Annotated in this window: 8 protein-coding genes; 4 read left to right on the top strand and 4 right to left on the bottom strand. The window is 61.9% G+C overall.

Annotated elements, in window-relative coordinates:
• Position 1: 1 nt before the first annotated feature.
• From C4J94_RS15760 to C4J94_RS15750, 4 genes are all read right to left on the bottom strand, one after another.
• Positions 2-4,363, bottom strand: coding sequence for an RHS repeat-associated core domain-containing protein (locus C4J94_RS15760; protein ID WP_372240833.1), 4,362 nt, complete (start codon positions 4,361-4,363; stop codon positions 2-4).
• 15 nt (positions 4,364-4,378) lie between these two features.
• Positions 4,379-4,846 (bottom strand): hypothetical protein, encoded by a 468-nt coding sequence (locus tag C4J94_RS28160; protein WP_372240832.1) that lies wholly within the window; start codon positions 4,844-4,846, stop codon positions 4,379-4,381.
• Between the two features lie 110 nt (positions 4,847-4,956).
• A complete protein-coding gene (locus C4J94_RS15755) occupies positions 4,957-8,031 on the bottom strand; it encodes an efflux RND transporter permease subunit (RefSeq protein WP_124387033.1) in 3,075 nt (1,024 codons plus the stop codon).
• Positions 8,032-8,033: 2 nt separating this feature from the next.
• Entirely contained in the window at positions 8,034-9,140 is a 1,107-nt protein-coding gene (locus C4J94_RS15750; RefSeq protein WP_124387032.1) for an efflux RND transporter periplasmic adaptor subunit, read from the bottom strand.
• Between the two features lie 99 nt (positions 9,141-9,239).
• Here C4J94_RS15750 and C4J94_RS15745 point away from each other — a divergent pair, with 99 nt between their 5' ends.
• From C4J94_RS15745 to C4J94_RS15730, 4 genes are all read left to right on the top strand, one after another.
• The gene (locus C4J94_RS15745; RefSeq protein ID WP_124387031.1) at positions 9,240-10,445 is read left to right on the top strand and encodes a multidrug effflux MFS transporter; all 1,206 of its coding nucleotides are present in this window, start codon (positions 9,240-9,242) and stop codon (positions 10,443-10,445) included.
• A gap of 76 nt (positions 10,446-10,521) precedes the next feature.
• Complete coding sequence (locus C4J94_RS15740) at positions 10,522-11,388, top strand: pirin family protein (protein ID WP_124387030.1); 867 nt, start codon at positions 10,522-10,524, stop codon at positions 11,386-11,388.
• 269 nt (positions 11,389-11,657) lie between these two features.
• A complete protein-coding gene (locus C4J94_RS15735; RefSeq protein WP_124387029.1) occupies positions 11,658-13,103 on the top strand; it encodes a mechanosensitive ion channel family protein in 1,446 nt (481 codons plus the stop codon).
• 93 nt (positions 13,104-13,196) lie between these two features.
• The gene (locus C4J94_RS15730) at positions 13,197-13,634 is read left to right on the top strand and encodes a carboxymuconolactone decarboxylase family protein (RefSeq protein WP_124387028.1); all 438 of its coding nucleotides are present in this window, start codon (positions 13,197-13,199) and stop codon (positions 13,632-13,634) included.

The following is a 13,634-nucleotide window of genomic DNA, read 5'->3' as shown; positions in this document are numbered from 1 at the left end:
TTCATTCCTTAGTTGGGAATAAGGTGAAGGGTGTGCCGTCTTCGCGAAATTTCATTTCTGCACCATTCATGGAGGGGTTGAAGGTTGGGTTTTTTGGGTCTTTTTTATTTGGTCTGTAGCCTCGTCCCGCCCCTGGTAATTCTAAGCGTACAATGTTGTTTTTACTATCGTCAACGCCAGTGTAACGAGGTAGGCCCCGCTCAGTTCTAGAGGTGGCTTTTGTCCATGCCTGAAGTTGGAGCTTCCAGCTATTAAATTGCGAACTCGGGACACCTTTTTTATTTTTTGGAGTTTTATCCGTTATTGGGTCTGTTCCGTCGAATGATCGCCTTCTCGTCTTGTGACTCTCTACCTCAGGACCGTGCTTGCCGACCATGTGCATGTCGTACTTTGCTTCGTATTCCAAGATTCGACGCTTTGCATTGGCCTCGGTAAGTTCCTCAATTTTCGCTTGTCTAGTTGTCAGTTGCGGTTCAGGAGTTTTTGGCTCACCGGAGTCAACTTTAACGGAGGCAAAAGGGGTTTTGGCTTTATAGGATGTTTTGCATCCAGGGGATTCTGGACATGAACTCAATCCCAGCGGGTCCACCCATCCGGTAGGATTGGGCACGTACCGGTACGCGTTGATCCCACCCGCCAGCTTCACCGGGTCAGGCGTCAGGTATCGACCAACATCCGGATTGTAGTAGCGATGGCGGTTGTAGTGCAGGCCGCTTTCTTGGTCGAAGTATTGGCCCTGGAACCGTAGTGGGTTGTCGACTTTGCCTACATCGAGCCGGCTGATTTCGCCGTAGGCGCGGTAGTGGGCGGACCAGACGATGTCGCCTTCAGGCGTGGTGAGTTCCTGCGGTGTGCCGAGGTAGTCGAGTTGGTAGTGGTAGGGCTTGGTTTCTTTTGGGCCGAAGCCCTCCAGCAGTGCCAGCGGGCGGAAGCTCTCCGGTTCGTAGAGGTAGCTTCGGTGACGTTCCGCATGGTGTTCTGCGATCAGCTTGTCACCTTGCCAGAAGAACTCCGTGGTGATGCCGTCGACGGTCTTGCTGACACGGCGCCCAAACGGGTCGTAGCGATAACTGGCCGTTTGCCCGTTGGGCTTGGTAATTCCAATCAGTCGATGTTGGCAGTCGTAGCGATACTCGGTAACGAGTGAGTGACCTTTGCCACGTCGCTCACGGATCAGGTTGCCAAAGGGGTCGTACTCGTAATGATGATCGCCCTGCATCATCAGGCGATTACCCGCGACGATGTCCGGCCCCGGCCGGTTTTGCATGAGCAAATTGCCCGCCGGGTCGTGGCCGAAGCGTTCCTGTACGTCTTGCGAATGGTTGGCGCGGGTCAGGCGTTGGAGCGGGTCGTAGCGGTAAAGGTGTTCGCCTTTGCGCGTGTCGTGCAGGCGGGTGAGGTTGCCGGCTTTGTCGTAGTCGTAGTGGCGTTGGTAGAGGTGGTTTTGTTGCTGGGTGACGGCGTGGGCGTGCAGGCGGTTTTGGTCGTCGTAGTGGTAGTGACTGAGCAGTTGGCCTTGTTGGCGTTGGTGTTCGCGGCCGGCTTTGAACAGGTGGGAAGTCAGTAACGAACCGTTCAGCTCGACGGTGGCGAGGTGGCCGCCTTTGTCGTGGTTGAAGGTGAGGCGGTTGTTGTCGGGCAGGCGTAAATGTTGAAGCTGGCCGCAGGCGTCGTAGCCATAGCGCAGGGTGCCCCAACCCTGATGTTCGGCGGTGAGGCGGTTTTGTTTGTCGTATTCGTAGGCCAGAAACCAGTGGCCGTCGTCGACGCTAAGGAGGTTGCCTTGGCGGTCGTAGGCATAGTCGACAGTGCTGCCATCGGGCAGGTTTTTTCGTACGAGGCGACCGGCGTGGTCGCGCTGGTATTGGGTGACTAGCTGACGGCCGTCGTCGCCGTGTTCGGTCTTTTCCAGCAGGTTGCCGTTGAGGTCGTAGGCGTAGGCGGTACGTTGGCCGTCAAAACCGGTTTCCTGTTGGATCAGGCCGTTGGGGTGGTAGTCGAGCTGGTAGGTTTCGCCGACCTCGTTTTCGATGGCGGTTAGCAGTAAGCGAGCGTTGTCGTAGCGGTACTTGAGCTGGGTGCCGTCTGCGTTGATGCGACGGCTGATCAAGTGCAGGCCGTCGGCGTATTCGTAGCGGGTGACGTGGCCCAGTTCATCGCGTTCGGCGATGATTTTTCCGTAGGGGTTGTAGCTGAATTCCCGCGTGGCACCGTCCGGCAGCACCAGGCGAGTTAACCGACCTACGCCGTCCCATTGATACTGGGTCAGGGAGCCGTGTTCATCCTCATGCGCAATCTGCCGGCCCAGGTCGTCATAGCGATAACGCTTGGTCCCGCCATTAGGCAGCTGTTCTTCAACGAGCTGTCCGCGCTCATTCCACACGAGCCGATGGCAGCTGTTGTCGGGGTACCAAACGCCGGTGAGTTGCCCACGCTTGTCGTAGCTGTAGTCGGTCGCATGGCCATCGGGATCGATCTGGCGAATGACATCGCCCTGGTCATTACGCTCGTATTTCCAGACCGCCTCACCGCGACGCACCACCCGTACGAAGCCGTTGTCATGCTCGTAGGCCGTCGGCTCGTCATCCCCCGGAAACAGCGCCACCAGGCGTCCGGCGTCGTCGTATTGATATGCTGTCACCGCACCCAGCGGGTCCTGCTCGACGGTCAGTCGGCCCTTGTCATCGTAGGATTTGAAATGCTGGGCGCCGTCGGGATCGATGCGCTGTACCAGCCGCGCCCGCTGGTCATGTACGTAGACTTCCTGGCTGCCATCGACGTTGTGCACGGTGACGCGCCCGTCGTCACCCCAGACATAGCGCGTGTCCATCTGCGAAAAGCTGGCCCAGTGCCGGACGCAGCGTGCGGCCTTGCCAGTGCGTTCCCATTCCCAGAAAAAGCTCGCGCCACCGGCCAGTTGCCGCTCGAGAATGACGTGCTGTTCGTCGTACCGATAACGCTCACATTCACCGATAGCGTTGGTCGCCGACACCAGCCGTCCACTGTCGTCATAGACGTAGGAAACGACGTTCTGCTCGGTCACCCAAACAAAGGGTTCATAACCCTTGGCGCGATGAACCTGGTAGTCCACCGCCACAATGCGATCCAGCTCATAGCGCAAAAACAAAGAGCGGCCGACACCGTTATCCAGCCGCTCAATCCGCCCCAACCGATCCCGGAAAATGCGCAACCGGTTGTCATACACATCGCTGATCGCCGTCAGCGCACCGTCGCAAAAGTGGTAGAACCGCGAGCCCTGGGCCAGCACCAGTTCATCCGGCAACGACCCCAGGTAAATCGCCGCTTCCGCCAGGCTGTTGGTAATCGCTGGCCGAGCCACCGTCGGCAAGGGCAGGGTGGTCGAGCGGTTTTCATGATCGGTCCACACCACCGAATCGCCCGACACCACCAGCCGCTGCGCCAGCGCATGGCTCCAGCCAAACCCCAACCCGCAATCCACTTCCACCGCACTGGTGCGATACAAGCGCGTCCACTCGAACGGCAAAATTCCATCCAGCGCGCCATCGGTGAGGGTCAGCAATTCCTCCCCGGTGACCATCGACACCGGGCAGCCGTGGGTGACGGTCTTGTCCGAAGAGACAGCAGCATCCCCGGCCGGATTTTTAGCGGAAGCAGGCACATCATCCACCGCCTCCTGACGAACCAACGCCGTGCGCTGCGTCTTGCTGCGAACCGCCGGCACCGGGTTTGAAACCAGCGTCTCGCCCACTTTCAATGGCCCAACGGGCACCGCCTTGATCGCCGTCGCTGCACTGCTCAGCAACACCGGCTTGGCGGCCTCCACATGGGTTTCCAGCCCAGGCCCCACAACCTGCTTGGCCAGCAACTCCAACAACGCCCGCGCTCGCCCGGATCTAACGCGACTGAGCACCTGGGGCCCCAACCGCACCGCCAACCCCATCGCCCCACACACGCGAATCAGCAGCAGGTTGATCAGCACCTCACCAGTGATTTCGCCCCATAGTTCAGTCATCTCCGGCGGCGGCAGCATTTGCATCCAGCTGACCATCGCCGACAAATGGATAAACAACAGCGGCTCATCACTGAGCACGAGCAGCCCCTGGGCAAGCGTATCCTTGCCTAGCTTCAGCAGCTCATCGAGTTCGGCTTGAGAGAGGTACTGCAATAACTTTTCGCTGTCGGGCTTGAGGTCAGCCAGCAGATCGTACAGCTCGGTAATGTTGTCCCACAGGCTGTAAAGCGCTTTGCCCATGCCACTGAGAAACGCCGCTTCCAGCATTCGTCGTCGGTCAAGGGGGCTAACGTCTGCGTAGTTTTTCCACTGGGCCTCAAAGGTGTCGGTCCACTCTTTGCGCAGCCGCGTTTCTAACTCTGCGATCACCGACTGGTAGGACGCTTACAGTGCCTTGACGTGATCCTGGGAAACGTTGGGATAAAAGCTGACCCGGTAGCGCTCGTTGCGATCACACTCGGAAACTTCGAGGATGCCGCTTGGGCCGATGGTCTTGTGAATGAGCTCGCCCAGGCCGCCGTTTGGGTCGACGCGTTGCAGCACCACCGGCGTGTTGCCGATAGGCACGAAGCGCGTGCTCTGGAACATATGCACCAGGGTCAAGGTCCCCGTGGCCTGGCATGTAGCGACGGTGCTGCTGGGGAAGATCGAACGGTTGATGGGGGCCACCAACGTCACTTCATCCCCAACCTTGAATACCTGTTCGACATCCAGCGCCGAGACGCTCCAGAAACTTGAAGCCCATTCGTCAAATGTATTCAGGCAATCGCGCAAGTCACGGAAGACGCTCTCAATGTCGAGCTTCTTCACATCCATGGGCGTCAGGGCCAGCCTGCCAATGGCCGGGTTCAAGCAATGACCCCGTTAAACAGGGGCTTAACGAAAAAAACCATCTGCATTCCCTCGCACTGTGTGATCAGGCGAGGGACTTTGCAGCGGTTTTCAGGGCAGGGGAGTAGAGCTTATCCGGCGGTTGCGTGGGAAGTTTCGGCAAGCCGGTCGCGCAGTACCAGGCTGCACAGCGCCGGCAGGAACAACAGCGTCAACACCGTGCCCACCAGCACCCCGCCGATCAGCACATAGGCCAGGGACGACCAGAACACCGACAGCGTCAGTGGAATGAACGCCAGCGCCGCCGCGAGTGCGGTGAGGATCACCGGCCGCGCTCGGCGCACGGTGGCTTCGATGATCGCCTCGCGTATCGGCATGCCGTGATCCTGGTTCTGGCGAATCTGGTCGGTGAAGATCAGCGTATTGCGCATCAGAATCCCGCCGATGCCGATCAGCCCGAGGATCGCGTTGAAGCCGAACGGCTGGTTGAACAGCAGCAAGGTCGGCACCGCGCCAATCAGGCCCAGCGGCGCGGTGGCGAAGACCATCAACATCACGCCGAAGGAGCGCACCTGGAACATGATCACCGTGAGGGTCAGCAGGATCATGATCGGGAACAGTACCGCCAGGGCGGCGTTGGCCTTGGCGCTTTCTTCCACCGGGCCGCCGATGTCGATCCGGTAGCCGCTGGGCAGTTTCGCGATCAGCGGTTGCAGGTCTTTGTACACGGCCATTTCCACGTCGGGCGGTTGTACGCCGTCGACGATGTCGGCGCGCACTTCCACGGTGGTGGCGCGGTCGCGGCGCTTGAGGATCGGTTCTTCCATCACCGCCTGGAAATGCCCGACCTGGGCCAGCGGCACCGAGGTGCCCGCACTGTTGGTCAGGGTCATGTTGTTGAGGTTGCCGAGGTCTTCGCGCTGGCTGCCCTGGGCGCGGGCCACCACCGACACGGTACGGTTGCCTTCGCGCACTTCGGTGATCGGGTTGCCGCTGAGCAGGGCGTTGAGCTGGGACTTGACCTCGTCGGGCGTGAAGCCGAGCAGGCGCAGGCGATCCTGGTCCAGCACCAGGCGATAACCGCTGGCGCGCTCGCCCCATTCGAGGAAGGCGTCGCGGGTCAGCGGGTTGCCGGCCACCACTTGGCGCACCTGCTCGGACAGCCCGCGCAGCACGTCCAGGTTCGGCCCGGACACACGAAACACCACCGGGAACGGCACCGGCGGGCCGAACACCAATTGCGTCACGCGTACCCGCGCGGCGGGAAACTCGCCGGCGGCGATGCGCTCACGCATGCGCACTTTCAATGCATCGCGCGCGTGGGAGTCCGGGGTTTGCACGATCAATTTGGCGAACGCCGGGTCCGGCAGTTCAGGGTTCAGCGACAGGAAAAAGCGCGGTGCGCCGCCGCCCACATAAGTATCGACCAGACTGGTCTGCGGCTCCTGCAAGAGCGCTTTCTCGACTTGCGCGGCCACCGCTTCGGTGCTTTTGAACGCGCTGCCGGGCGGCATGTACACCTCCAGAATCAGCTCCGAACGGTCGGAATCGGGGAAGAACTGTTTCTTCACCACCCCCATGCCCAGGCCGCACAGCACAAACGCCGCCACCACCAATCCGGTCACCAGCCAGCGCCTGCGCACGCAGGTTTCCACCAGGCTGCGCAGTTTCTGGTAGTAGCGCCCGGCGTAAATCGCATCATGCCCGCCAGGCACCGGCTTGATCTGCGGCAACAGTTTCACGCCCAGATACGGCGTGAACACCACCGCCACCAGCCAGGACGAAATCAGCGCAAAGCCAACGATCCAGAAGATATTGCCGGCGTACTCGCCGGCACCGGATCGTGCGAACCCCACGGGTAAAAAGCCGATGATCGTCACCAGCGTGCCGGTCAACATGGGCGCCGCCGTGGAGCTCCAGGCGTAGGTGGCCGCATGGATGCGGTCAAAGCCTTCTTCGAGTTTTACCACCATCATCTCGATGGCGATGATGGCGTCGTCCACCAGCAGGCCCAGGGAAATGATCAGGGCGCCGAGGGTGACGCGGTCGAATTCACGGCCGGTGACGAGCATGATCACAAACACGATCGACAGCGTCAGCGGCACGGCCGCCGCCACCACCAGCCCCACGCGAAACCCCAGGGCCAACAGGCTGATCAGCATCACCACGGCCAGGGCGACGAAGAATTTGAGCATGAACTCGTTCACTGCCAGGCTGATGTTTTTCGCCTGGTCGGACACCTTGGCAAAATTCACGCCCAGGGGCAGGTCGGCCTGGATTCGGGCTTCCTGGGCCTGCAGGCCCTTGTCCAGTTCCAGGCCGTTCCAGTGCTTCTCCATGATGACTCCGAGCATCAGCGCCGGGTCGCCCTGGTGGCGGATGCGGTAGCTGGGCGGGTCTTCATAGCCCCGCCGCACGGTTGCCACATCGGCGATGCGCAGCACGCGGCCATTGGCTTGCAGCGGCACGTTCTCGATCAACGCCAGGCTGTCGAAGGCGCCATCGATGCGGATATAGGCGCGGGCGCCGGCGGTTTCGACGAAACCTGAGGGCGCCACGGCGTTTTGGGCGGCGAGGGCAGCGAAGATCTGTTCGGGCTTGATGCCCAGGGTCGCCAGGCGCTCATAGGAAAACTCGACAAACACACGCTGGGCCTGTTCGCCGAGGATATTGACCTTCTTCACCCCCGGCAGGTTGAGCAGGCCCTGGCGCAGTTCTTCGGCCATTTGCACTTGCTGGCGATGGGGCAGGTGTTCGGCCTCCAGGGCGTAGAGCGCAAAGTAAACATCCGAATACTCATCGTTGAAAAACGGCCCGATCACGCCCTTGGGCAGTTTCGCGGCTTCGTCGCTGAGTTTTTTGCGGGTCTGGTAGAACAGGTCCTGTATCTCGCTTGGGCGCGTGGATTCAAGGAACGTCATGCGCATCGAGACGAACCCCGGTTGAGCGATGGTCTCGACGCGGTCGTAGTAGTCCAGTTCCTGCAGGCGCTTTTCCAGGCGGTCGGCCACTTGCTCTTGCATTTCCTCAGCGGTGGCGCCGGGCCAGGCGGCGGTGATGGTCATGACCTTGACGGTAAACGATGGGTCTTCGGCGCGCCCCAGTTTGCCGAACGAGAAGATCCCGGCGGCGATAATCGCGATGATCAGGAACAGGGTGACCGCGCGGTGCTTGACCGCCAGTTCCGAGAGGTTGATTCCACGCATGCTCATTGGTCCTGTTTGCGGTCGAGGGCCAGCGCCTGGGCGGGCAGCAGGCGTACCTTGTCACCGCTGTGCAGCAGGTGCGCGCCGAGGGCGACGATGGTTTGGCCGGGTGTGACCCCGCTGTCGAGCAGGGCCTCTTCCTGGCCGAGACTGGCGACGTTCACCGGGGCGAAGCTGACGGTGTTGTCTTCGCCGATCAACCAGACGCCGGTGCCTTGCCCCGCGTCCTGCAACGCACCGATGGGCACGCGGGTTTGCTGGGCCTGGCCGTTACCCTGCAGGCGCACGGTGATGGTCGAGCCGAGAGCGAAACGCTGGGCCGGGCCGTGCAGTACATAGCGTGCGCGGTAGGTGCGGGTGGTGGGATCGGCGCTGGCGGAGAGTTCACGCAGGGTGGCGGTGACCGCCTGCTCCGGGGCGCCGAAGGCGAAGGCCAGGGCGCTTTGCGTGGCCTGGGCGCGCTGCTGTTCCGGCAGGTTGACGATGGCTTCGCGGGCGCCGTCATGGGCCAGGCGTGCAACGATCTGCCCTTCGGTCACTACCTGGCCGCGATCCGCCAGCACGTCGGTGATGATGCCGTCGCCATCAGCCTTGAGCACGGAATAGGTGCGGCGGTTTTCGATCTGGCTGGCGTCCGATTGCGCCGCGGCCAGTTCGGCTTCGGCAACCCGCAGGTTGGTCGCCGACTGGTCGAAGATCTGCCGTGACACCGCGCCGGTGCTGGCCAGGCGCTGGTAGCGGTTTTCGTCATCGCGACGTTGGCGCAACTGCGCCTGGGCAGCGTTCACACGGTTTTTCGCCGAGCGCAACGCCAGTTCGAAATCGCCGATGTCCAGCACCAGCAGCGTGTCGCCACGGGACACGTGCTGGCCGGGATCGACCTTGCGTTCGATCACCTTGCCACTGACCCGAAAGCCCAGGTTGCTTTCGGTGCGGGCGGCAACCACGCCGGTGTAGGCGCTTTGCTGGGTGCCGCCAGCCTCGACCTTGGCGGCCAGCACCGGGCGCGGCGGGGAAACTTGAGCAGCGCTGTCGGCCTGACTGTTGCAGCCACTGAGGACCGCCAATAAAGCCAGGGGCGTGAGAAGGCGCAGGTGGAGAGGGGGCATGACGAACTCCAGGGTGACCAAGGGGAAAAAATTATGGACATAATTTTTTAGCCATATTATGGTCGAAATATAAATAAATCCAGCCCCCGGATATTTCCCATGGCAAACGCCCCCACACCTTCGCGCCGCTTGTTGTTCCTGCTGGTTGCCCTGACCGCGCTGGGTGAAGTCTCCACGCAATTGATCATCCCAGGCCTGGGCGCCATCGAGCAGGCGCTGCTGGCGCCGCAAGGTTCGGCGCTGATGGCACTGTCCGCGTTCGTTGCCGCGTTCGGCCTGGGCCAGTTGCTGTTCGGGCCGTTGTCGGACCGTATCGGCCGCCGCCCGGTATTGCTCGCCGGCCTCACGTTGTATGTGCTGGCGACGCTGTCGATGCTGCTGGTCACCGACATCCAGCAATTTATCGCCGCCCGCGTGCTGCAAGGCCTGGGAGCGTGCGCTGCGTTGGTGCTGGCGCGCACGGTGGTGCGTGATGTGTGGAAAACCGAGGCGGGACCGGCCCTGGCGCTGACCATGATCGGCATGCTTTATGCCATCGTGGTGGCGCCGATGGCGGGCGGCTTGCTGATCAAACTGTTCGGTTGGCACGCGCCCATCGTACTCGCAGGGGGCATTGGCAGCGTGGTGTTAGTGCTTGCGGTGCTGTTCTTTCGCGAGAGCAACCTTCATCTCGACCCGAAGGCCGCGCACTGGCGCACCCTCGGCGGGCAATACCTGGATTTGCTCAAGGGCCGCCAGTATCGCGCCTACGCTGTGGCGCTGGCCTGTACCTACGGCGCGATGTTTGCGGTCATTGCCGGTTCGTCGGCGGTGTTTATCAATCTGCTGGGTTTGAGCAGCCTGGAATACGGCATCAACTTCGGCCTGATCGTGTCGATGCTGATCCTCGGTTCCACCTATACCCGACGCAATATCCTACGCCTGGGGCCGCAGCGGATTGTGACGATGGGCGTGACGTTGGTGGCGGCCGGCGGCGTGTTGGCACTGTTGATTTATATGCTGTTCGGGCTCTCAGTGGTGGGCCTGGACCTGCCCATCGCCCTGGCCACGCTTGGCGGCGGGCTGGTGCTGCCCGGTACGGTCACAGGCGGAGTCATGCCCAACGCCCACCGTGCAGGGCTGGCGGCGGGATTGATGGGGTTTGCGCAGATGTTCGGGGCCACTTGCAGCGGCGTGCTGTTGAGCCATCTGCGTGATGGCAGCGCGACGCCGATGATCGTCATCCAGGCTGCCTTTGCCGTCACGGCCTTCGTCGCGTTTCACCTGTTGCGTCAGCGCGCGACCAAGGTATTGTCCTATACATAGAACGATCCGCGCCGCTTTCGCCGGCTAGTGCGCTAAGGGCAGGGGGCTTATGGTGTATGCACTTTGGAGGTACACCATGAAAAAACTGATTGGTATCTACACCAGCCCGCGCACCCATTGGGTTGGCGATGGCTTTCCGGTGCGCACGCTGTTTTCCTACGACACAATGGGCAAACACATCAGCCCATTCCTGTTGCTGGACCACGGCGGCCCGGTCGAATTCACGCCTACCGACACCCGTCGCGGCGTCGGCCAGCACCCGCATCGCGGCTTTGAAACGGTGACCATCGTCTATGACGGCGAAGTCGAGCACCGCGACTCCACTGGTGCCGGCGGCAAAATCGGCCCGGGCGATGTGCAATGGATGACGGCGGCCAAAGGCATTCTCCATGAAGAGTTCCACTCCCAAGACTTTGCCCGCACAGGCGGGACGATGGAGATGGTGCAGCTGTGGGTCAACTTGCCCGCCAAGGACAAAATGACAGACCCCGGTTACCAGACCCTCGTCGATGGCGACATTCCGGTGCTGCCGCTGGCGGACGATGCGGGGCACCTGCGCTTGATCGCCGGTGAATTCGCCGGTACGCAAGGCCCGGCGCGCACTTTCACGCCGATTGATGTGTGGGATTTGCGCCTCAATGCCGGCAAGGCCGTGACGCTGGACTTGCACGCGGGGCGTAACACCGCGCTGGTGATCCTCAGCGGAACCGTGCTGGTCAATCGTGAGGAAGTTGCGCGCCAGGGGCAGTTGGCGTTGTTCGAGCGTGACGGTGACCGGATCAGCCTGGAGTCCAATGACGACGCCAAGGTGCTGTTGCTCAGCGGCGAGCCGATCAACGAGCCCATCGTCGGCCACGGCCCGTTCGTGATGAACACCGAGCAGGAAATCCACCAGGCGTTCGCCGACTTCCAGTCGGGCAAGTTCGGCCGGATGCAGGGTTGATCCCAGCGTGTTTATAGCCCTCCCTGGGAGGGGAAGCAGCAGCGAGAAGCAACCTGTGGCGAGGGAGCTTGCTCCCGCTGGGCCGCGAAGCGGCCCCAAACCATGGGCCTGCTGCGCAGTCCAGCGGGAGCAAGCTCCCTCGCCACAGGCACGGTGTTCGGCTTGACTGACTGGTGTCAGGGCAAGCCCCCTCCCACATTTTTTTCTGCGCTATACCCGCCATCGCCATTTCATGCGATCTTCTGCGCATTCGCCCTGGAGTCGCCTGGATGCCCTCATTTATTGTTGATCACCCGATGTTGTGCGCCCTGGCGCTGATCCTTATCGACATCGCCGTGTGGCGCCTTATCTCGCCCACGCTTGCCAACTGGAAGCTCGCGGCGCGGCTGGTGATCTTTGCGGTCTTCAGTGCGGTGCTGTTCAACGACGGCATGAACCCCATGCAAGCGGCGCCTTACGCCGATGACACCACGCTGCACCTGGCGGCAACCGCGTTGCAGATCGGCTGGTGGCTGTTCGCGGCGCGCACCCTCACGGTTCTGCTCGGCGCGGTGATGATGCAGCGGGTCGGCCACACCGGGCGGCTGTTGCAGGACCTGATGGGCGCGGTGATTTTCCTGATCGCGATCATCGCTGCCATGGCCTACGTACTCGACCTGCCGGTCAAGGGCGTGCTCGCCACTTCCGGCGCGGTGGCGATCATCGTCGGCCTGGCCTTGCAAAGCACCCTGAGCGACGTGTTTTCCGGGATTGTCCTCAACACCACCAAGCCCTACCAGATCGACGACTGGATCTCCATCGACGGCACCGAAGGCCGTGTCACCGATATCGACTGGCGCGCCACGCGGCTGCAGACCTCCCAGGGCAGCCTGGCGGTCATCCCCAATTCCCTGGCGGCCAAGGCCAAGATCATCAATTTCTCGCGCCCGGCGGACATGTTCGGCCTGGCGGTCAGCCTGCAAGTGAGCCCCCATGCACGCCCGCAGACGGTGATCGAAGCCCTTGAGCGTGCGATGCAGGGCTGCCGCGCGCTGTTGGCCAAACCGGCGCCCAGCGTGGCGTTCAAGGCTTCGACCAGTGGCGGCGTGGAATATGAAATCAGCGGCTTCGTGCCGGCCATGAGCCTCAAGCGCGACGTACGCAACCAGCTTTACGATCTGGCATTCCGCCACTTGCAGGCGGCGGGCGTGGGCCTGTTGTCCGCCACCGAAGGCGGTACACCCGCCACGGTCTCCGGCGCACGGGCATTGCTTGAACGGTCGTCGATCTTTTCTACCCTGCGCCAGGAAGAAAAAGACACCTTCAGCCAGAACATGAGCCTGCACACCTACCGCGCCGGCGACATGATCCTGCCGGCGGGGGAGGTCAGCGATCACCTGTTCATCATCGAATCCGGGGTGGTCTCGGTGATGCTGGTCAAGGGCGGCCACACGTTCGAGGCCGGGCGCATGGGGCCGGGGGAGGTGATTGGCGAGTCCGGCATCCTGACCGAACAGGCCACCCTGGCGGACTTCACAGCCAAGACCTACTGCACGCTGTACCGCATCGAAAACGAATACCTCAAGCCGTGCCTGGATGCGCGGCACGACATCGGCGAAGCCATGAAGGCGCTGCTGGACTTCCGCGTGCACGCCGCCCAGGCGCTGACCGAGGATGCGCCGGTGGTGCCGGTGAAGAAAGGTTTCCTGCAGTGGTTGAGGAACCGCGGCCTGTAGATTGGTCACCTGTTCTTCGCCCGGATTGGCTATTTCTCCAGAACGCCCCGGTGACTAATCTGCTCACCCATCCCACCGTTCTGGAGTATCACCATGCAAACCCGTACCGATTTCTACACCGCTTCCCCGGACGCCATGAAGGCCATGCTTGCCCTGGAGGCTGCGGTCGGCAAGCTGTCCATCGAATTGCCGCTGCTGGAACTGGTGCGCCTGCGCGTCTCGCAGATCAACGGCTGCGCATTCTGCCTCGACATGCACACCGCCGACGCGCGCAAGGGCGGTGAAACCGAGCGCCGCCTTTACACCGTATCGGCCTGGCGTGAAACGCCGTTCTTCACCCCACGTGAACGCGCTGCCCTGGCCTGGGCCGAAAGCCTGACCCTGCTCAGCCAGACCCACGCCCCGGACGAGGACTTCAACGCCCTGGCCGCCGAATTCAGCCCACAGGAACAGGTCGACCTGAGCGTGGCGATCTCCACCATCAACAGTTGGAACCGCCTGGCGGTGGGCTTTCGCAAGATGCCCAAGTAA

It is taken from the genome of Pseudomonas sp. R5-89-07, assembly GCF_003851685.1.
Lineage (GTDB): Bacteria > Pseudomonadota > Gammaproteobacteria > Pseudomonadales > Pseudomonadaceae > Aquipseudomonas.
The sequence above is the reverse complement of the archived record's forward strand: the minus strand, read 5'-3'. Positions and strand labels throughout refer to the sequence as shown.

Bases quoted from the DNA above. Each gene is read 5' to 3' on its own strand.
- C4J94_RS15755 (WP_124387033.1), bottom strand. From the start codon at position 8,031: ATGCGTGGAATCAACCTCTCGGAACTGGCGGTCAAGCACCGCGCGGTC.
- C4J94_RS15750 (WP_124387032.1), bottom strand. From the start codon at position 9,140: ATGCCCCCTCTCCACCTGCGCCTTCTCACGCCCCTGGCTTTATTGGCG.
- C4J94_RS15745 (WP_124387031.1), top strand. From the start codon at position 9,240: ATGGCAAACGCCCCCACACCTTCGCGCCGCTTGTTGTTCCTGCTGGTT.
- C4J94_RS15740 (WP_124387030.1), top strand. From the start codon at position 10,522: ATGAAAAAACTGATTGGTATCTACACCAGCCCGCGCACCCATTGGGTT.
- C4J94_RS15735 (WP_124387029.1), top strand. From the start codon at position 11,658: ATGCCCTCATTTATTGTTGATCACCCGATGTTGTGCGCCCTGGCGCTG.
- C4J94_RS15730 (WP_124387028.1), top strand. From the start codon at position 13,197: ATGCAAACCCGTACCGATTTCTACACCGCTTCCCCGGACGCCATGAAG.